At 48.7% G+C, this 19,781-nt stretch carries 22 protein-coding genes; 8 read left to right on the plus strand and 14 right to left on the minus strand.

What is annotated here, in order from left to right:
- Window positions 1-16 precede the first annotated feature (16 nt).
- From ACR9FF_RS22000 to ACR9FF_RS22030, 7 genes are all read right to left on the minus strand, one after another.
- Complete coding sequence (locus ACR9FF_RS22000) at window positions 17-1,468, minus strand: S-layer homology domain-containing protein (RefSeq protein ID WP_435164755.1); 1,452 nt, start codon at window positions 1,466-1,468, stop codon at window positions 17-19.
- Between the two features lie 130 nt (window positions 1,469-1,598).
- Window positions 1,599-2,291, minus strand: coding sequence for a response regulator transcription factor (locus ACR9FF_RS22005; protein ID WP_201007575.1), 693 nt, complete (start codon window positions 2,289-2,291; stop codon window positions 1,599-1,601).
- A 20-nt stretch (window positions 2,292-2,311) separates the two neighbouring features.
- Complete coding sequence (locus tag ACR9FF_RS22010) at window positions 2,312-3,778, minus strand: sensor histidine kinase (RefSeq protein ID WP_435164758.1); 1,467 nt, start codon at window positions 3,776-3,778, stop codon at window positions 2,312-2,314.
- A 201-nt stretch (window positions 3,779-3,979) separates the two neighbouring features.
- Window positions 3,980-4,648 carry an HAD family hydrolase gene (locus ACR9FF_RS22015; protein WP_435164761.1) on the minus strand — a complete coding sequence of 223 codons (669 nt, stop codon included), beginning with the start codon at window positions 4,646-4,648 and terminating at the stop codon, window positions 3,980-3,982.
- Window positions 4,649-4,720: 72 nt separating this feature from the next.
- A complete protein-coding gene (locus ACR9FF_RS22020) occupies window positions 4,721-5,593 on the minus strand; it encodes a glycine betaine ABC transporter substrate-binding protein (RefSeq protein WP_435164764.1) in 873 nt (290 codons plus the stop codon).
- A 12-nt stretch (window positions 5,594-5,605) separates the two neighbouring features.
- Window positions 5,606-6,442, minus strand: a complete 837-nt coding sequence (locus ACR9FF_RS22025; RefSeq protein WP_127495469.1) for an ABC transporter permease — start codon at window positions 6,440-6,442, stop codon at window positions 5,606-5,608.
- A complete protein-coding gene (locus ACR9FF_RS22030) occupies window positions 6,439-7,638 on the minus strand; it encodes a quaternary amine ABC transporter ATP-binding protein (protein WP_317981073.1) in 1,200 nt (399 codons plus the stop codon). Before ACR9FF_RS22030 ends, ACR9FF_RS22025 begins: the two co-directional genes overlap by 4 nt.
- Window positions 7,639-7,890: 252 nt before the next feature.
- Here ACR9FF_RS22030 and ACR9FF_RS22035 point away from each other — a divergent pair, with 252 nt between their 5' ends.
- Window positions 7,891-8,451, plus strand: coding sequence for a GbsR/MarR family transcriptional regulator (locus tag ACR9FF_RS22035; protein ID WP_435164769.1), 561 nt, complete (start codon window positions 7,891-7,893; stop codon window positions 8,449-8,451).
- Between the two features lie 53 nt (window positions 8,452-8,504).
- On the opposite strand, the gene ACR9FF_RS22040 is transcribed toward ACR9FF_RS22035, so the two are convergent.
- Both ACR9FF_RS22040 and ACR9FF_RS22045 read right to left on the minus strand, forming a co-directional pair.
- Window positions 8,505-9,224, minus strand: coding sequence for a YwaF family protein (locus ACR9FF_RS22040; protein ID WP_435164772.1), 720 nt, complete (start codon window positions 9,222-9,224; stop codon window positions 8,505-8,507).
- Window positions 9,225-9,337: 113 nt separating this feature from the next.
- On the minus strand, window positions 9,338-10,216 hold the full coding sequence (locus ACR9FF_RS22045) for a LysR family transcriptional regulator (RefSeq protein WP_435164775.1): 879 nt from the start codon (window positions 10,214-10,216) through the stop codon (window positions 9,338-9,340).
- Between the two features lie 212 nt (window positions 10,217-10,428).
- Between ACR9FF_RS22045 and ACR9FF_RS22050 the strand changes: the two genes are divergently transcribed.
- Genes ACR9FF_RS22050 through ACR9FF_RS22060 form a run of 3 tightly spaced genes read left to right on the plus strand, consistent with a single transcriptional unit; the run spans window position 10,429 to window position 14,197 of the window.
- Window positions 10,429-11,976: a spore germination protein gene (locus ACR9FF_RS22050; RefSeq protein ID WP_435164778.1), complete on the plus strand. Its 1,548-nt coding sequence runs from the start codon at window positions 10,429-10,431 to the stop codon at window positions 11,974-11,976.
- On the plus strand, window positions 11,973-13,076 hold the full coding sequence (locus tag ACR9FF_RS22055; RefSeq protein ID WP_435164780.1) for a GerAB/ArcD/ProY family transporter: 1,104 nt from the start codon (window positions 11,973-11,975) through the stop codon (window positions 13,074-13,076). The genes ACR9FF_RS22050 and ACR9FF_RS22055 overlap by 4 nt, the downstream gene beginning before the upstream one ends.
- Entirely contained in the window at window positions 13,073-14,197 is a 1,125-nt protein-coding gene (locus ACR9FF_RS22060; protein WP_435164782.1) for a Ger(x)C family spore germination protein, read from the plus strand. Before ACR9FF_RS22055 ends, ACR9FF_RS22060 begins: the two co-directional genes overlap by 4 nt.
- A gap of 88 nt (window positions 14,198-14,285) precedes the next feature.
- Here the strand turns inward: ACR9FF_RS22060 and ACR9FF_RS22065 are convergent, their stop codons facing one another.
- From ACR9FF_RS22065 to ACR9FF_RS22075, 3 genes are all read right to left on the minus strand, one after another.
- Entirely contained in the window at window positions 14,286-15,161 is an 876-nt protein-coding gene (locus ACR9FF_RS22065; protein ID WP_435164784.1) for a cation diffusion facilitator family transporter, read from the minus strand.
- 216 nt (window positions 15,162-15,377) lie between these two features.
- Window positions 15,378-16,247, minus strand: coding sequence for an NAD-dependent epimerase/dehydratase family protein (locus ACR9FF_RS22070; RefSeq protein WP_435164786.1), 870 nt, complete (start codon window positions 16,245-16,247; stop codon window positions 15,378-15,380).
- 16 nt (window positions 16,248-16,263) lie between these two features.
- Window positions 16,264-16,404 (minus strand): hypothetical protein, encoded by a 141-nt coding sequence (locus ACR9FF_RS22075; protein ID WP_317981080.1) that lies wholly within the window; start codon window positions 16,402-16,404, stop codon window positions 16,264-16,266.
- 174 nt (window positions 16,405-16,578) lie between these two features.
- Here ACR9FF_RS22075 and ACR9FF_RS22080 point away from each other — a divergent pair, with 174 nt between their 5' ends.
- Window positions 16,579-16,893, plus strand: a complete 315-nt coding sequence (locus tag ACR9FF_RS22080) for a winged helix-turn-helix transcriptional regulator (RefSeq protein ID WP_127495480.1) — start codon at window positions 16,579-16,581, stop codon at window positions 16,891-16,893.
- A 73-nt stretch (window positions 16,894-16,966) separates the two neighbouring features.
- On the opposite strand, the gene ACR9FF_RS22085 is transcribed toward ACR9FF_RS22080, so the two are convergent.
- Entirely contained in the window at window positions 16,967-17,554 is a 588-nt protein-coding gene (locus tag ACR9FF_RS22085; protein WP_201007564.1) for a DUF1349 domain-containing protein, read from the minus strand.
- Between the two features lie 222 nt (window positions 17,555-17,776).
- Between ACR9FF_RS22085 and ACR9FF_RS22090 the strand changes: the two genes are divergently transcribed.
- The 3 genes from ACR9FF_RS22090 to ACR9FF_RS22100 are packed head-to-tail and all read left to right on the plus strand — an operon-like array spanning window position 17,777 to window position 18,673.
- The gene (locus tag ACR9FF_RS22090) at window positions 17,777-18,067 is read left to right on the plus strand and encodes a hypothetical protein (protein ID WP_435164789.1); all 291 of its coding nucleotides are present in this window, start codon (window positions 17,777-17,779) and stop codon (window positions 18,065-18,067) included.
- Window positions 18,068-18,081: 14 nt separating this feature from the next.
- Window positions 18,082-18,231, plus strand: coding sequence for an aminotransferase class V-fold PLP-dependent enzyme (locus ACR9FF_RS22095; protein ID WP_435164791.1), 150 nt, complete (start codon window positions 18,082-18,084; stop codon window positions 18,229-18,231).
- The gene (locus ACR9FF_RS22100; RefSeq protein ID WP_435164794.1) at window positions 18,209-18,673 is read left to right on the plus strand and encodes an aminotransferase class V-fold PLP-dependent enzyme; all 465 of its coding nucleotides are present in this window, start codon (window positions 18,209-18,211) and stop codon (window positions 18,671-18,673) included. The genes ACR9FF_RS22095 and ACR9FF_RS22100 overlap by 23 nt, the downstream gene beginning before the upstream one ends.
- A 76-nt stretch (window positions 18,674-18,749) precedes the next feature.
- Here the strand turns inward: ACR9FF_RS22100 and ACR9FF_RS22105 are convergent, their stop codons facing one another.
- Entirely contained in the window at window positions 18,750-19,649 is a 900-nt protein-coding gene (locus ACR9FF_RS22105) for a YusW family protein (protein ID WP_435164797.1), read from the minus strand.
- Window positions 19,650-19,781: the final 132 nt, after the last annotated feature.

Genomic DNA, 19,781 nt, shown 5'->3' on the forward strand with positions numbered 1-19,781 from the left:
GGACTTCACCGTCCAATTAATTCGAGCTTAGCTTTACGTTGTTTGCCGTTGCCCAGCTGCCGACAGGAGCAACCTCATACTGAACGCCAGCCCCAAGCTTGCCGTTATTCTGAAGCTCAAACACGCCAACGGCGCCTTTACGGGTCTGCACTTTGTATTGCGCCGTCAAGGTTGTCCCGTCAGAGCCTTTAAGGGCAATGGAACGGTAAGCAAACAACTCGTCGCCCGGATCCGCCGTCAGCGTAATGTTCAAGGTTGTATCGTTCACCTTGTCGACGGCTCCAATCTCAAGAGGCGCAATGCTCTGCGCGGTAAACGTGCTGTTCTTCACGTCGAACCAGTCCGAAGTGACCGTATATTTCACGCCCGGCTGCAAAGTCTTGCCCGCCGGCAGACGGAATTTAGGCTCTTGCTTGCCGTCGGTCGATTGCGTAAAGCCAACGTAATTAACCGTCATCTGCTCTCCGGTCTCGGATGTGAGGACAGCTTGTCTTGTCGCAAGCGACGAAATAATTTGCATCTGCTGGCCGTTAAGCTTATTGTTGTCATCCAATACAACGGCATCGGCACCGCGGCCGCCGGCATAAGCCGAAATCAGATAGCCGTAATCAATAACGCCATCGGTACGGAACGACTCGATTTCAAACGTATCGGAAGTAACCTGGCGTGCATTTTGAAGCTGAATCCTCTCATCGCTTGCCGCGACCGTAAAGTCCTGCTTGCCTTTATAGTTCAAGGAATACGTTGTCCCCGGCTTCATCGTCTGAACGGGAATAATATAAGTCGCGATAGCTCCAGTCTTCAGGCGAGGCTGGTTAACCAGCTTAATGCCGTCGCTAAAGGCGAAATTGGCATTGGCTTGGTCCGTTGTTTCGTCCGCGATGGTAAGAGGGGCCGTGAAGGTGACCTCGAATGTGATTTTATTAAGAGCCTTGATGGATACAATCTCCGCGTTAGAGGAACGGATCGCTTGCTCCGACAGGACGAGAAGCTTGGCCGCATCGCCCCGGTTCAATTGCTTGCCGTCAATCTTCATGCCCGACATCCAGTATTGAACCGATTTCGCATCCCGCTGCAGCGCTTTGGCAATATACTGGGCAGCATCCGCGCTGGATGCCGGCTGATTAGGCTGGAAGCGCTGCGCGCTTTCGAGCAGTCCGGCAGCTACGGCCGCGTCGACATAAGGGGTATACCATTTATGATTAGCGGGCTTGGAATCCGAAGTCGTCTCCAGATTAAGCGCAAGCACAATCATCTTGATAAGCTCGGCATTCGTTATCTTTTTTTCCGCGCGCATCGTTCCGTCTTCATAGCCTTGCAGCACCTTTTGGCTGACGAGCTGCTGGATGGCTTGCTCCAAAGGCTGATCGAAGGAAGCTGCTTTCGCGGATTGAACCGGAAGCAAAGCTCCTCCTCCGATTAAAACCGTTAAAGCCGCAATAGCCGCCTTTTGCTGGATCTTCTTCATAACTCATCTTTCCTTTCCCGTTTAAAGTGATTGCCTGTTCCTGAATCTATCTTAGGCCGCCGCTCTAAATTCGCTGAAAAGAAAGTATAAACAAACTATAAATTGTTCGATAACTTTTTACAAAATGACGTTAGACCGTAAAGCGGTACCCCGCTCCCCACACGGTCTCGATAAACTGGGGATTGGACGGATCGGCCTCAAGCTTCTCCCGAATCCTTGATATATGAACGGTCACCGTCGCAATATCGCCATTCGAATCCAGCCCCCAAATTTTCTCGAACAGCTGATCCTTGCTGAATACCCGGTTCGGATTCGTTGCCATAAAGACGAGAACTTCAAATTCCTTCGCCGTAAGAAATACCTCCTGCTCGTGCACAAATACGCGATGAGAGGAGGGATTAATCGTCAGCTCGCGAATGCGCAGGCTATCGTCAGGATTCATTTTCTGCCCGCTCTTGAACCGTTCATACCGTGCCAGATGGGCCTTGGCCCTTGCCACCAGCTCGTTGGGACTAAAGGGCTTGGTCACGAAATCGTCCGCGCCAAAGCCAAAGCCGCGGATCTTATCCAGCTCTTCGTTTTTGGCGGACACAATAAGAATCGGCACATCCAGCCGCTCCCGGATCGTCTTGCAAATCTCGAACCCGCTCATGCCCGGAAGCTGAATATCCAGTATGATCAAATCGTAATCCCCGCTTAAAGCCTGATTGAGTCCGTCCTGCCCGTCATGGCAAATCTCCGCCTCATACCCGTGCAGCGCAAAATAGTCCTTCTGCAGCTCCGCGATATAAGGATCGTCTTCCACAATTAAAATGCGCGTCATGCCGTCACCGCCTGTTATCGTTATCGCACTCGTTTGAGCGTAAAGGAAATGCTTGTCCCCCCGCCAAGCTCGCTGTTCGCCCGGATCTTGCCGCCATGTCCTTCTATAATCTGCTGGGCAATGGCAAGGCCAAGCCCGCTCCCTCCGGCGACCGCCTGATTCCGCGAAGGCTCCACTCTGTAGAAGCGTTCGAAAATATGAGGAATGGCTTCCTCGGGAATGCCGGGTCCGTTATCGGTTATCGCAATAACCACATCGTCCTCATCGTAATTAACTGCAATCGTTATGCGCTTCGGCGGCTGATTCATATACTTGAGGCAATTATCAAACAGATTGATCAGAACCCGCTTCAGCTTCTCGCGGTCCGCAAGCACGAACAGGGGCTGCTCCGGCATGTTCTCCCAGGTTACATCCACATGCTGATTATGGAATTCAATCGACATGTCATCCGCCGTATTATAGAGGAAGGCGCTTAGTTCCAGCTTCTGGAACGAAAAAGGCTCCTTCTTCAAATCCAGCTTGGAGAAGTACAGAAGCTCGTTTACAAGCCGCTCCATATCCGAAGCGCGGGTATGAATCGCCGACACGTATTTGTTCAGCTTCTCTTCCGTGTTGGTGACGCCGTCCCGGATCCCTTCGGCATAACCTTTAATAGTTGTAATCGGCGTTCTCAAATCATGAGAGATGTTCGAGATCAGCTGCTTGCGGTTCTCCTCGTAATGAAGCTGCAGCTGAATCGATTCGTACAGCCTTTGGCGCATCTGGTCAAAGGTTTGAACCAATTGGCCCACTTCATCCTTCGATGCCGCTTTAAGCTCAAACGTCAAATCCCCGTCCTTGATATGCTCGGCGGAACGTCTAAGCTGGTCCAACGGCTTAATGATTTTCCGGGTAACGTAACGGTACAGGAGAAAGCCGGTCAGCAATAAGATGACCGCAAACAAACCGATCAGAATCGGAAGCATTCTGCGGATAACCTGGGCGAACGGGCTTCTCTCGTGGATGACAAAGATACTGCCTTTCTCCTTCGTTTCGGACGAAAAATAAAAATCAAACTTGGAATAAGAGAAAAACCGGCTTCCGGCGTTAAGCGTATTGCGGATCACGTTGTTTCCCATATCGTATTCCGGCAGGATAGACGGAAAATCAACGCTGCTAAGCGAAGGCGCCGCATACAGAATCGAATCGTTTACGCGGACAACAAGCGCCGCCTTTTCCATCTTCAGATCGGTATTGTACTTCTCCAGCAGCTGCATGTTTTTTAGCTGCTCCGGATCGTTTTTCGCCAAATACTTCAGATCAAGGAAGAGGCTCTCCTCTTCTTCGGATAGCGGATGGAGCGAATAATGAATTTTGTAGAAGTTATTGAAGCTGCGCACATCTCCCGTTACGGCAACGGACAGCAAATAGGAAGACAAGACAAACAGAATAACCGATACAATGACGACCGAGGTAAACGATAGCAGCAGTCTGAATCGCAAGGACAATGCACATCACCGCACTCTGTATTATTTTTGCTAAGTGTAAGCTATTTCGGCATAACCTAAACGCGATTTTAGGAATGGTGCCCATTAAAGCATAACAGAAAGGTGTAACAAGACCGCAAACAACATATAAACAATTTATAAACGGATATAATCAGAAAAATGGCGTCACAGTATGTATTCCCTGTGACGCCATCTTATTCGTTATTTAAATAAGGCTAAAAGTTCCGGCATAGCCTGAATGCACGCGTCCGCGTCTGCCAGCTCGGAGTCTCGTCCGTAGCCTGCATACGCGCAGCCGATTGCGACAAGTCCGTTGCCTTTGGCCGCTTCCACGTCCGAGGAACGGTCGCCGACCATCCACGCCGTCTTGACCTGATGGTCGCTTAGAAGCTTGGCAACAAGGTCAACCTTGCTCGCCGTCTGGAATTCGCCTGCGCTGTACAAGCCGTCGAACAGCTCCGCAATGCCTTGGAAACGCGCTACTTCTTTCACGTAAGCCTCCAGCCCGTTGCTTGCCACAAACAGCTTAATGCCCTGCTCCTTCAGGCTCTTCAGCGTTTCGGCGGTTTGAGGGTACAATCTGCCTCTTCCCGCTTCCAGCTCCTCCAGCTCATATTGCACCATCAGCTCATCGGCGCGAAGACGCGCGGCTTCCGAGCTGCCCGGCATCAGCTTCCGCCAAATATCGTCGAGCAGCATGCCGAGACAGCCAAGCAAATCATCGAGCGGAGGCGTTCGGTCGTAAAGCCCTTCCTCGCGCAAGGTGCGGAACAACCGCTCATGCACCGTTTCCAGCAGGGTAGCTGTTTCAAACAAGGTACCGTCCATATCGAAGATTACCGCTTCCGGCCGGTCAAATTGAATCGCCATGACATTTTCCCCCTTTGAAGTCTGCCATTATCATAATGGATAGGGGGGCATGCCGCAACCTTGCCGCCAAGATTACTTAATGCCTTCCAGCCACTTGTCGACCTGTTCCGTATGGCTGTCGGCCCAGGCTTTCGCCGCTTCTTCCGGCGACTGCCCTTCCTGAATGGCAACCATAACCTCCGCCATATCGTCCGCCGTCCATGTGAACTGGTCCAGCAGCGTATAAGCATCGGACTTATCCGATTTCAGGTCTTTACGGGCAACGGTATGAATGCTTTCTTCACCGCCGTACACGCCTTTTGGATCCTCCAAATATTTCAGATCCATATTGGCGAACATCCAATGCGGCGTCCAACCGGTAACGATAATCGGCTTCTTCGCTTCATAGGCCTTCTGCAGCTCCGTTGCCATTGCGGCCGAGGAGCTTTCGATCAGCTTCCATTTGCCATCCAGGCCATAGTCCTTCAGCGCTTGATCGGTTGATTGCATAATGCCGGCCCCAGGCTCGATTCCGATGATCTGATAATCAACCGATTTGCCGGTGGCGTCGTTGTTCAGATCTTCTATCGAGTTTTCCTTCATATAAGAAGGAATAACAAGCCCTGTTTTTGTTCCTTCCAGGTTAGGACCAAGATCCTCTACGCTGCTGCCGTACTTCTCCAAATAAGACGCATGCGTTGTCGGAAGCCATGCCGCTACCATCGCATCGGCGCTGCCATCCGAAACGCCCGCCCACATGGGGCCTGCATCTACCTGAAGGAGCTCAACGGAATAATCCAATTTCGATTCCAGAACGTATTTGACGACATTCGTGCTTGCAATCTCCGAATCCCAAGCCACGTAAGCCAGTTTAATCTTTTTCGAGTCCGTTTTCTGTGAGCAGCCTGCCAGCGCAGCCGCCAACACGATTACAGCAGTTAATGCCAATCCCCATTTTTTCTTCAACGTGCTTCACCTCTAGCGTTTATTTTTTTTCACGATATGGTTAGACATCCGGTCAAGTAAAATGGCCAATACGACTATGGAAATGCCCGCTTCAAAGCCGATACCGGTTTTGGTCTGGGTAACCGCGCGGTATACGTCGGCCCCTAGTCCCTGCGCCCCGATCATGGAAGAAATAACGACCATGGACAGCGACAGCATAATCGTCTGATTGATTCCCGCCATCATGGTAGGAAGCGCCATAGGCAGCTGCAGCTTGAACAGCTTCTGGTTAGGCGTGGAGCCGAACGCGTCGGCTGCTTCCACCAGCTCCGAGGGTACCTGGCGGATACCGAGATTCGTCAAGCGAATCGTTGGCGGTACCGCAAAAATAATCGATGCGATGACGCCGGGCACAACTCCAAGCGAAAAGAACGATACGGCCGGCAGCAAATACACGAATGCGGGCATCGTCTGCATTAAATCAAGCAAAGGAGTTATAATACCTTGCAAGAATGAACTTCTCGCGCACAAAATACCGGTTGGCACGCCAATGATAATGGAGAGCAAAGATGCCGTAAGCACGATGGCTAACGTCTCCATGGCATGCTCCCAATAGCCTAGATTATCAATCAGCAGCAGTCCGATAAGCGCAAATGCGGCAACCTTCCATTTTCCGAGGAACCAGGCTAATGCCGTAATAATCAGAATCATAAGGATTGAAGGACTGAAGAGAAGAACATGATGCAGAAAATCAACGATGGAGCCTATGATCAGGCGGATGAAGTCAAACAAAGGGGTAAAATGATTTTCTAACCAGCTTTCCAACGATTCAATCCAATTGCCTAACGGAAGCTTAGGAATGTTATTCATCTTGCACCACCTGCCTCTGGTATAGCGTTTCCGGCAAGTGCGGCAAACACGGCTCCGCGAATGACGATGCCAAGCAGCCGGTTCGTGTCATCCGTTACCGCGAGCGGAATGCTCGAGGCCGCCATAGGTTCAAATAATTCATTAATCGGTGTTGCCGAGTCTATAGTCGGTACTTCCTTAATCAGAATATCTCCTATCGACAAATTCTCTTTCAGTGCCGCGGAAGCAAGCTCTGCCGTAATGACGCCAAGCAGCTTCTTTCCTTTATCGGTCACATACAAGCTCGATACCCCTTGCTCCTTCATAAGCTGAAGCGCAACACGCGGACCGCGTTCTAAAGTAATCGTTGCAGGCTTCCTCATGACATGAGCAGCGGTCAACACTTTGGAGAGATCTACATCCTCTATAAATTTTTCAACGTACGGGGTAGCCGGCTTGATCAAAATCTCGTCAGGCGTACCAATCTGAACGATAACGCCGTCCTTCATTAACGCAATCTTGTCCCCGATGCGCAGCGCTTCGTCAAGATCGTGGGTAATGAAAATAATCGTCTTTTTCATGGTGGATTGCAGCTGCAATAATTCATCCTGCATGTCTTTGCGGATTAGCGGATCAAGCGCGCTAAACGCTTCATCCATTAGCAGAATGTCCGGATCGTTAGCCAGCCCTCTGGCCAAGCCGACACGCTGCTGCATGCCTCCGCTTAATTGATCCGGATAGCTGTTCTCCCATCCGCCCAGGCCTACAAGCTGCAAAGCTTGCTCAGCCATTTCCTTGCGCGCCTGCTTCTCGATTCCTTGAATCTCAAGGCCGTATTCTACGTTTTGCAGAACAGTCCGGTGAGGAAACAGAGCAAACTTCTGAAAGACCATTCCCATTTTTTTGCGGCGGAATTGCCTGAGCTCTTTGGCGCTCATCTGAACGATATCCCGCCCTTCAAACAAGAGTTGACCGGATGTAGGCTCAATCAATCGATTCAACAAGCGGATTAAGGTGGACTTGCCGCTTCCGGATAAACCCATGATGACAAAGATTTGGCCTGCTTCAATCGAGAAGCTAGCCTGGTTTACCCCTACTGTCATTCTTGTTTCTTTTAGAATTCGTTCTTTCGTCCATCCCTGCTTGAGGAACTGCATCGCTTGCTCCGGATGACTCCCGAATATTTTAGTCAGTTGTTTGGCTTCGATGATGGACATACTTTCCCTCCCTATTGCTTCGTAAGCATGCGCTCACTTTTTTTGGTCTGACGCCAGTTTAGGCCTTGTGACCTCGATTAGTCAACGTTAATATCCGTACGTAATTTACGTACAGTTTAAACTGTACGATGCGAATACTCCTGATCCCTTCCATTTCCTCCATAATGCTTATGGAAATGAATGCTTTACTTTTAATTTCAGATCGGCTTACAATAACAAATGAAGTGTGACAAGGTGACCCAGGAGGCAATTATGGACGAAAATATAGGCGGTCTAACGCCTGAGCAATCACGGTCGCTGCACGTATCCCGCCAGCGTGTGATTGACTCAATCGGTAAAAATATGGATCTTTACGGCATAACATTATCAATCGGTCATCTTTATGGTTATATGTATTTTCAGAACGATCCCATTACCCTGGATCAAATGAGCCAGCAGATGGGAATGAGCAAAACATCCATGAGCACCGGCATGCGCACGTTAATGGATTTAAAGATGATCGATAAGGTATGGGGCAAAGGCTCGAGGAAAGACTTTTACGAGGTGGTTCCCGACTGGTACCAGAACTTTACGGACTTCTTCTCGATTAAGTGGCGGAAAGCCGTGGAAAGCAACATGGCCTCTCTGCAAAAGTCATTAAAAGAGATTCACGCGCTTCAAGCATCAGATCCCGATAACAACACCTTGCAGGAAATCACTTCAGTGGACGAGCAGAAAATTAACGAGGCTCTCAAATACTACCGCTGGCTGCACCGTTTAATCAATTCTTTCGAATCCGGTGAAATATTCGATTTTATACCTAAGGAAGACTAAATAGCAGAACCCTTTAGCGATGGGCTAAAGGGTTCTTTCATTTTCGATAAACCTTACATCTGCTTTCTTCTCCATGGAATAAAGGGCAGGTACATCAAGGAGAATAGAACAAGAGCAATCCCCTCTTCCGCTACTATATAATACGGATAGGGCCCCAATACATCCAATAGGGACGCGCCTTCCGGCTTTTCCCTCAGGAACATGTAGTTGGCATCCAGCCAATAATCCGTTCCTCCCACCGCAACGAGAAGAATGTTCAGAAAAATCATCGTAATCCAAACGGATTTCCAAGTCGGCCGGAAGCTCTCGATCCAAGTCATATAAAGAGGAGCAAGGATAATGGCAATATGAACAATGAAGAAGTGGAAAAACCGGAAATGCGGATACGGATAATCCAAATCCGGCGTCAGCATTGCTTGCATCGCACCGCCGATACCGGCGAAAAATACAATCTGATACAACAGTTTGCTTCGCGTAAACAACATGATAATCGCAAGCATTTGCGATATGCTGCAAAGCTCGAGCGGAAGCGTATATTTAACGCTCCAGAGGCCCACGCTGGCGTACCAATAATAAAGAATGATTTGAGGTACGAGGAGACCCGCAAGGATGCCGTACCGGATCATGGTTTTAACTAGAGTATTACTCCGGATTCCCGCCCGAAAGCCATATAGAAGAAGCCCCAGCACAACCAATGAGGCAAGCACAACGGTATGTGAAGTGGAGTAGGGAATAAATTCTTCTTCCACGTACCGGGCAAAAAACGAAGTCAAATCCTCCCTCTCCCTTCTCGAATACGGCCTTACTTATGAACAATTGGAATAGATATCCTTGTATTATACTCCTTCATGTAATGGAATCCTTCTCTGCTCTCTTAGCTATAACGTTATAATCCGGCTTTTTCCTTAATAAAAGCGACAAACCGCGCAGTCGCGGGAGACAAGAATCGTTCCTTTTTGAGGTGCAATCCAACCTCCCAGCGCCATCCCTCTTCAGCAATCGGAATCCACTTTATCCCTTCGAGATTTAAACCGGCCGTTCTCGGCAGCACGGATACACCAAGTCCAGCCGCCACAAAACCAGCCACCGTCTGAAGATCCTCCGCGTCATAGGTGGCGGCAAGAGTAAAATTCTGATGATGAACCCGAGCCAGCAGCGAGTTTTTCAAGCTGCAGTTATGCTTCAGGCCGACAAACGGCTCCCCTGTAATCTCTCCTAAATGAACGGATGCCTGATCCGCTAACCGATGCTCGTTCGAGACGACAAGGTATAGCGGAAGGGATAACATTGGTACCCACTCATAGGTTTCGTTTACCGGTTGTTCGGAAGTAATCATAAGATCCGAATAGCCTTCCTCCACCTGGTTCAGAATAGCGCCTTTATCGCCTTGCGATAATTCAAAGGTGATTGCCGGGTTTATAAGCTGATACTCCCGGATGAGCTTAGGAATCAGATCAACCCCGAGTATATTCAAATAAGCGAGATGAATCACGCCGGATTCCGGATTGGAATGCTCCTCGATCTCTTTTTTCCCGCGCTCTACTTCCTGCAGAATCATCTCCACATGCTTCGAGAACATCATGCCGTACCGGTTGATCTTTAGATTTCTACCTTTTCTCTCGAATAAAGGAACTCCAAGCTCCGCTTCCAGCTTCAAGATCGAATGGCTGAGAGCAGGCTGAGTTATGGATAAGGATTCAGCGGCCCTTGTTAAATGCTCCATTCTTGCCACTTTCAAGAAATATTCCAATTGGGTCAGTTCCATTTGTCTACGCTCCTATGGTCTAAACTCATTTATTCTAGTAATGAAAATAATTATAAATATAGATTATATTTATTATTTAACCAATAGTAAACTTATACCCGTGAAAATGAACCGGCCGACTATTTAACTTTTTGCTGCCATTGCGATTCCGGATGCATATGCCCTCACGTGACGGAAACAATAAGGAAAATTACGGAAGAGATGGTGGCATTATGTACGGGAAATCTCTAACGAGAGGATTTCGGAAGTATCGCGGACCGAAAGCTCGCATCCAACCTGCGGATTCCGATTCGCTGGAGGCCAATCTAAGACTTAATCAGGAAAGGCTTAAGCAAATATTCTCGAATACCCCGGATCTGATCCACAGGCATTTTATTCTAAAGGCTAACCAACGTCAGGCACTTCTCGTTTACCTTGAAGGATTGTCGGATAAAAACGCCATAAATCGCGATATCCTTCATCCGCTTAAGCAAAGCGCTGCGGAAATAAATGAAGAGAATGATTTCCCCGCAACCATTGGAGAGATCCATCGGGTAAGCGGCTGGCAGCAGATCGAACGCCTGTTATTCGCCGGATACAGCATTCTGTTTGTCGATGGGCAAAGCCTTGCATACGGCTGCGGGACGCAGGGCTGGCCGCAGCGAGCGATTGAGGATCCGCAGCTGGAAACGTCGCTGAAGGGCGCCCATCAAGGCTTCGTAGAGACTGGAAGCGCCAATATCGCTTTAATCCGACGGTATATCCAGAATAGAGAGCTTAAGATTAAAGAATTCACCGTTGGGGCCAGAAGCCAGACCCGGCTGTCTATCCTGTACCTGTCCGATGTTGCTAATGCCCACACGCTTGGCGTGTTGGAAGACCGAATTCGCAAGCTGGACGTAGATGCCGTTATTAATACGGGGGAATTAGCGGAGCTCATCGAGGATTCTCCCTTCTCGCCTTTTCCCCAACTCATCCTGACGGAGCGCCCCGATGCCGCATCGTCTCAGATTCTCCAAGGCAAATTCGTCATTGTCGTGGATCGTTCGCCAAGCGTGCTGGTTGGGCCGGCGAATTTTATTTCCTTCTTTCAGAGTGTGGACGACTACAGTACGCGCTGGACGATCGCTACGTTTATTCGATTTTTGCGGCTTCTCGCCTTCTTTGCAGCCATTCTGCTGCCCGCAATCTACATCGCGGTCGTATCGTTTCACTTCGAGGTTATTCCAATGAAGCTGTTGTCGACGATTGGCCAGTCAAGAGCGAAGGTTCCCTTCCCTCCTTACATGGAAGCCGTCTTCATGGAACTGACTCTGGAAATGCTGCGAGAAGCTGGGGTCCGTCTGCCCGCGCCCGTTGGTCAAACGGTCGGAATCGTGGGCGGTATCGTCATCGGCCAGGCTATCGTACAGGCTGGCTTAATCAGTAATATTATGGTCGTTGTTGTCGCTTTTACCGCCATTTCTTCCTTTATCCTGCCCAATTATGATATGGGTGCTGCGGTTCGGCTTGTCCGATTCGCGATGATGCTGTTTGCTTCCCTGTTCGGCTTCGTTGGGATCGTTATCGGACTATTGACCTTGATTGCCCATCTTCTTTCCCTTCAATCGCTAGGCGTTCCTTACAGCACGCCGTTTGGTCCCGTACGATTCAGCGATTGGAAGGATACGATGGTGAGACTGCCTCTGTGGCTAATGAAGAATCGTCCAACCAGTTCTAACGCGCAGCAGGACAAAAGGCAAGGCGACACCGGCCATCAGGAGGGAGACAAGAGCAAATGAACCAATTAGAAAAACACTCTTTGTCGTTCCTGCAATTCGTATTCATCATCGCGGGTATTCAAATCAGCATCGCCGTACTATCGACGCCGAGGGAAGTATCCCGTTCCGCGGGAACGGACGGCTGGATCACGATAATAATCGGTTGGCTGATTACAATCATTCCAAGCCTGCTCGTCTTTAAGACTATGCAGCGCAGTTCCGAGGGCACCATTCTGGATTTGCTTCGGCGGAGGCTCGGCCGGTGGATAGCCGTTCTCTTTGCGCTAATTATGGCGGTATATCTCGGGTCGTTGGCTTATATCGGACTACTCCGAACTCTGCTGATCATCCGCGTATGGTTATTGCAGAATACGTCTCCCTTCGTCGTTCTGCTGCTGCTGTTTATTCCGACTTACATCGTCGCGAGAGAAGGACCTAAGCTGCTCGGACGATTTGCCGAGGTGATTTTTTATTTTTTATTCTGGCTTCCTTTGATTTATTTACTGCCAATGAAGCAAGGGCGATGGTTAAATCTTATTCCTATAGTAAAGGAAGGATGGGGGCCGATCCTGTCAGCTGTTCCGGGCGTTCTTTTTGCCTATTTGGGCTTTATCGTCGCTTACTTCCTGTATCCCCACTTGACGAACAAGAAGTATGCCGGGGCTGGGATCCTTCTTGCCAATACGATTACGATGGCTACCAATTTGCTTATTACGCTCGTCTGCTTCATCTACTTCAGCCCGAACGAGATGGTGGAAATTAATCAACCCGTCATTACCGTGCTAAAAACGATTCAATTCAAGTTTGTGGAAAGGATCGAGGTCATTTTTATTTCCCTCTACATCGGGATCTACTCCCTGATTTGGATACCCTGCCTTTACTTTACGGCCTATTGCCTGAAATGGGCGAGAAACGGAGCTGGAGAGAGAAGCTACCTGATTGGTCTGCTGTTCCTTATCGGGATCGGAACCTACTTCTTCATACCGACATTTAACCAAAGCGATTGGCTGGAGCATCAATTGACCAAATTCGGAATCGTTATCGAATATATACTTCCGATAACGATTTGGATTTACCTCGTAATCCAGGAACGTCTGCGACAAGAGGGGCAGCCAGGATGAGAAAAACAATGAGGATAACGATGATTCTTCTTATGTTTCTTTTGTTTCTTTCCGGGTGCGGGGATAAGATTGATCTCGAAGAAGCGGCTGTACCGCTAGCAGCGGGCATTGATCTCGATGAGAACAATAAGCTGCGGTTTTACGTCTCCAACCCGGTATTCGGGGAAAAGAGCAATGACGTTCAGCAATATAACATTCCGGTAACCAGCCTCCGCGAATCAAGAAGCTTGCAGGATGCATACACCTCGGGTGCCCTGGAGGGGAGGAATTATCAGGTTTATGTCGTAGGGCGAAAGCTGCTGCAGCACGAGGACTGGTTTAAAATTTTGGATGTTATTTTCCGGGATGCTCGGAATACCGTTCTCGACCGGATGGTCGCGTTCGACGGCCCCGTGGAAGAAATGTTTGCCGTAAAACCGAAAGAGCAGCCTCCTTTGCCCGTTCTATTGCGGGGAATGGTTGATTCCAAAAGCAAACGGGGAACAACGTTCCTTACCACCGTTCAGGACATGCACCGGCAAATTTACGAAGAAGGACTTACGCCCGTTTTGAGCGAGGTCGATTATGACTCCAAGCAGAAAAGCTTTCGTTTATTAGGAACCGCCTTATTAACCCATAAGGGGAAATATGCGGCCTCGCTCGGCTATCAAGAGAGCGTGCTGCTGAACCTATTGAAGAAAAAGGCAACCAAAGGGGTTACTCTCTCCTTCGCCATTCCCGGGGAGCCTGATGCAGACGTCTTTGAATTGGACAGGGCCAGCTTTGGAATTCGAAAGATTAAGACAAAGATCGAATCTTCCTATTCGGATAATCGGTTTCGCTTCCGGGTTCAAATGAAGGTGTCAGCGGCTTTGACGGAACAGCTGTTCAAGTACGATATCCAAAAACACGCAGATATGCTTGAGGCGCAGCTCACGCAGCAAATGCAGGATCAATTGGAGAAATTAATTCGCAAATTTCAGCGTAATCGAATCGATCCGGTGGGGTTCGGTATTTATGCGCGCGCATACCAATACCAGCATTTCAAACCGCTTGAGGATGAATGGGGCGAGGCCTTCTCGCATGCGGAGGTTGAATTCGACGTTCACGTTAAGATCATTTCGATGGGCACAATCAGGTGAGTACAGCTTATTCATGAACTGCTCTCTAATGACTATACGGTATATTAGTTAGAGTGCAGTTCATCTCTTTCAGCCGTGGATTCATCCCTTATTTCGCCGGCTCGTAATGCACGTGCACTTCAAGTACTTCCGACGTTTTTTTCAATTCATTCTCTACTTCTGTCGCTACATCATGCGCTTTATGGAAATCGAGGTTCTTATCAATCGACAGAACCACGTCAATTACTGCATTGCTGCCATAGTTCCTCGCCTTCAGATCCTTAACATCCTCAACGCCCTCAACTTGCTTTGCCTTTTCTCTAAAGTCCCGTAGAGCCGCCTCATCAAAACCGTCCGATAAGTGGTGGGAGGCTTCACGGAAAATATCCCATGCCGTTTTGCAAATGAGGAGACCAACCGCGACGGCTGTAACGGGATCAAGCCAAGGCAGTTTGAATTGAGAACCCACGATGCCAATTACTGCGCCTATACTCACCAAAGCATCCGAGATATTGTCCTTGGCGGCAGCCATAACGGCTTGGCTTTTAATTTTTCTAGCCAGATTGATATTGTAACGATAAACAACGTACATAACCGCTGAGCAAAATAATCCTGTCCATACCGCAATGAAGTCCGGGGATTGCCCGCTGCCTCTAAATACGGATGAAACAGCATTTATTAACACCTCTATACCAACCGCCATCATAATAAAAGAAGCGATTAAGGAGGCGATCGTCTCCGATTTCCAGTGGCCGTACGGATGATCCTTATCGGCCGGCTTTTGAGCCAGCTTTAAACCGATAAGCACTGCTATAGATGCCGCGATATCCGTCGCATTGTTTAATCCGTCCGCTTTTAAGGCTTCCGATCCCGATATATTCCCTATAATCAGCTTGAGTGCGGATAAACAGATGTAGGCAATAATACTGACAACAGCTCCGCGTTCGCCTAGTTTAAGATTTTCATATCGTTGCTGCTGCTCCATGCTTCTCCAAAAACTCCCTTCGGCTCATCCATGACTTTTCAATCGTACCAGCCAAAGTTCAAGTGGGTCTAGAGAAACGTTTTTTCAATAAGCGAACATTGTAAACCCGGACAAACTATGTTTACTGAAGCAATTTTTATTGCGGTAAGGCAACTTGCATATAAAATAAAAAAGGCAACGGATAGGAGTCCCGCTGCCATTCTCGTATTTCAACCATCAATTCGGAAGCTCGGAAGGCACGACAAGTCCTCGTATTCGAAGCCCCTGTTCATACCGCAGCTTTAGATCCCGCAGGAAATCGATAAATCCAACCCGGGGCTGCCACCCCATAACTCTTTTGGCTTCGGATAGATCATGCTGCTCAACTTCCTGCGGCAATTCGATGCCATAGCTGTCCAGCAATATGGCGCTGCCCGGAACCTGCTGTTCGCACCATTCCGCCCCTAATCGCGCAAAATCAGCCCGGATAGGCTCGGGCATGCCATGGCTCGTATGGATAATCGTCTGGAACAGCCCGAATTTCTCCGCAGCCGCGGCTTCCAGCGCTTTAACCGTCGCCGAAGCAATATCCCTGCGGTCCACGCCGTTGCGGAGCAGTCTCGCTCCGAATTCCAGATACGGCCGAGGAATAAATTCATGGTATCTGAGCATCGCGATGGAAGCACCCGTCATTTCATGATAAGCGCGGCACAGATCTTCGCCTATTACTTTGCTGACGCCATAGACAGACCCCCAGCCAAAAGCCATCGACGACGCGTAAACAATGGAACGAATGCCTTCTTTTCTGCATGCCTCCAATACATTGTAGGTACCGTCCACGTTAACCGCAAAAATCGTATCGTCGCTGACAGGCGGTTGATGGGCGCAATGCCAAGCCGCTAGATGAATAACTCCGTCCATCCCCCGCACGGCCTGCTGAACATCCGAGACCGTCCGCGTATCGCAGCGGACAAATTCGGCAGCTCCCTCATTTATTACCCCGGAAGGCATAACATCCGCCATTCTCACTTGATGGCCCGCTTGCAGCAGTTCCCGGCATACCGCTTGTCCCGCATTGCCGGATGCGCCAGTTACCAGTACTTTCATCGTGTGACGCTCCTCCCTATGAAGTAGCTAAATTTATTTGTTCGATGATCTTCAAATCATCCCCGGATAATAGCGGACGAACAGAGGCGGATACATATGCTCCAAAACCGATCTCGGATACTTCAATTCCCGTTTTGCCCAGCTTTCTCGTATACATGACAAACCTCCTTAAGATAGCGTTCTGCCCTATCTTAATCGAACTTCAACGTTTCCGTAAGTACGCACTTTAACCATAGTTTGTTACCTTGCGGTGACTATTGGAAGGAAATCCGGCCCGCATCTTCGAATACTATCAAGGAAATGTTCACCTAAACGTAGGAGGCAATCAGCAATGGGAAACCCTGAAATCTATGAATGCGAGATTGAGAAGTCATTGCGTATCATTGGCGGCAAATGGTCGTTTCTTGTCATTCGCGAGCTATTCTTTCATGGAACAAAAAGATTCACCGAGCTTAAGAGCGCTATTCATGGGATCAGCTCCAAATCCCTTACGGAGACGCTTCGCCACCTGGAGGAAAATCAGGTCGTCATTCGCTCGATCCATGCCACCGTCCCGCCAACCGTTGAATACCGGCTGACAGCCAAAGGAGAAGCATTCAGCGGCATTTTGCTCGAGATGAAAAAGTGGGTCCGCGACTGGGCTTAATCAACCTGCCATGCTGCAGCGAGGAATACAAAGACAGCAGCCGGAAATTCCCGGCTGCTGTCGTGTCCAAACCTTATTTACCCATGCGAATATTTTTGACCGTTTTTCTTTCAATGGTCAGATTCTCGTAAATTCTTTTGCCGCCGTTTCCTAACGGTGCTTGTGCCAATAAACCGACTTTGACGGTCTCATCCGCAGGCAAGGCGAAAAACCTCATCATATAAAAATTCTCGCCATCCGTGGAATAATGGAAGGCAAAGGAATTCCCGCTTCTGCACGCTTGGAGCCATACCGTGTTATCCTCGATATTGCAGCCGTTCGCATCATCGGATTCTTCCTTCGTAACAACGCTAACAACCGCGTGAGTATCAAAATCCGTTAATTCAAAGCAAGCCTTTGCCCAATGCGTGAGATCCTTCATGACCATAATGGAAGAAGAATCGTATGTATCTTTGAAATCATGCGATACCTTCACCCGCATAACAAAATCCCCGGATATATGCGTATAGTAAAACGGTGCATTGCATAGTGATTCCGGCGTGATCCCTTCATCGGCTACTGCCCCGTGGTTAATGAAAAAGTCGCTCTTCTCTGTCGCCAGTATCTCAATTCTTCCATCCGTTTCAATGATTTCGCTCTCATTCATCCATTCAAAATTCATCGTTCTGCCTCCAATTCATTAATGGAAATTACTTATAAAAGTAACACATTTAGTAATTAAGAGCACTACAAAAAATGCGCCTTCGACAGGAATTCGCCAGGCAGTGATGCGATCGATAAACCGGGAATGCGGGGCGAAGTCCAGGGAAGCCTTTCCTGCAAATCGTTTGAGTATAGTGAAAAAGCGGGTAAGTATAATCATAAACGATGTGAGGTGATTGCGATGAATCCATTCGAGCGCAGCGCCGACCGCCGGCGCAAACAGCAGGGCAAGCGTGACAATCCGGAGGGCGTTCCAACGGAGAAAGAGAGTCTGTTCGACAAGTTTGCCAGCGAACGCACCGTTGATCCCATTCCGGTCGAGGACCAGACGATTAGCAGCAGGACGAGAAGGAGAAAGACCGCACGAAACGGGATTCCTCCAGCGAACGCAAGTATCGTACAGGAATTTGACCGAACCCGTTATCCTGAGCAGTTCAGCTATTGCGGGGACAAATCGGGCTTGTCTCCATAACGGGGACATCGAACGTGACAGGCTGCGTAAACCCGATTTACGAGGCAGCCGAACTGACACACCGATACGGAGTAAAACTACACGTCGATGCTGCCCAGCTCATTCCCCATGAATCCTTCGAAATGATGCGTCGGAACGGCTGTGCTGATTGGAGGAAAAGATGAATTTCAAGATGCGGAGCCGTTGCTTAAAGGAGGAGGAACCGCTCAAATCGCTTTGAAATCTTTTGTTCAGTGGAATGAAGCCCGTGCTTCGAACCACAATCTGCCGCAAGTGAGCGTTCTTTCGTTTACCATTGAGGGGCTGCATCATCAGGACATTGCGCAATTCTTAGCGAAAGAAGCGGGCATTTCCGTCCGGAGCGGCTTTTTCTGTACGTATCCCTATGTGCAGAAGCTCCTTCGGCTAAGCGATGAGAGGCTGGATGAAATACGGAAAGATCCCGGCATTCCCTCTCCAGGCTTAGTCCGAATTAGTTTAAGCTTTTACAATACATCTGATGAAGTCGATCGACTAATAATGGCGTTGCAACAAATCACTTCTAACAAGGAATTTTATACGAATAAGTATGCGGAGGTGCCAAAAGGAATTTGCGGCGGATGCTAATCGCTCGGAAAATTGATCATTTTTGCTTCAAAAAAGAGCCGGACATCGTTATTCCGGCTCTTTTTTGAGTTTCGTATTAATCCTCGTGGTCATGCTCTTCATGTTCTTGGTGTTTACCATGATTGCCGTCATGGCCGTGGTCCTCGCCTTGATCATTATCGTCTTCGTCATCTTTTTGACCTTTATTCTGGTCGTGGTCCCGGTCGCTGCGATTCAATTGCTTTTGCTGTTTCTTCTTTTCTTGCTGCTCTTTATGAGCCTTCTGCCAAGCTTGCTGCAGCGCTTTTTTCTGTGCAATCAAAGCCTTTTTCTGCTCTTGCTTCGCGGATTGCTCCTTAGCTGCAAGCTGTGCCTTCTGATTATGTTGCACCGTTGATTTTACCGTTTGAGCTTCAGTCTCGTCCTTGTCAGCTTCATCGTCAGCGTCAACGTCAGCGTCGTCTTTCTCGTCCTTGAATTTAAGTTCTTCCGAACGATCCTTCCATTTCATATCGATGTTCATGTCGACTTTAGCAGGCTCGACGGCAAAATGAGTGAACAACGCATCCATTACTTGCTGCTTGTCCATGTTTGCTTGCAGCTTGAGTGCCGCAAGCAGCTGCTCGATGAATTGAGTCGCTTCATTTCCCGTCAAATATTTTTTCTGATCCTCGCCGATTTTAATTTCTACCTTGGACTCGGTCTTCGCTTCTTCCTTTTCAAGCTTGATCTTAACTTTCACGTTATTGCCTTCGATTTTTAACTCCAATGCTTTCAGCTGATCAAGCTGAATTGGAGCTTCGCTGGCGGTTGGTTGAGCTGATGCAAGCTTAACTTCAGCCGCAGCCGTCTTTGACGGCACAACGTATGAATCGCTTGCTGCCCGATTGTCCTCTTTTATTGCGGAAGAATCGTAGTCTGCGTAAGCAACAACGCCGTAAGAAAGCATAATTGTGCTTAAAGCACCGATTAATATATAGGAAATTTTCTTCTTCAAAATATACCTCCTCAGGTTGCAAACATGCATGTTTTGGTTCTTGGCAGCCAATATAGGGTTTCGTTGCGTAGGGATCTTTTTAAGTCCGTATTTTGGAAAAGTCCAATAAACCGAATATCAGCAACACAAAAA

The sequence above is a fragment of the Paenibacillus glycanilyticus genome, assembly GCF_051200795.1.
In the GTDB taxonomy this organism is placed as follows: Bacteria; Bacillota; Bacilli; order Paenibacillales; family Paenibacillaceae; genus Pristimantibacillus; species Pristimantibacillus glycanilyticus.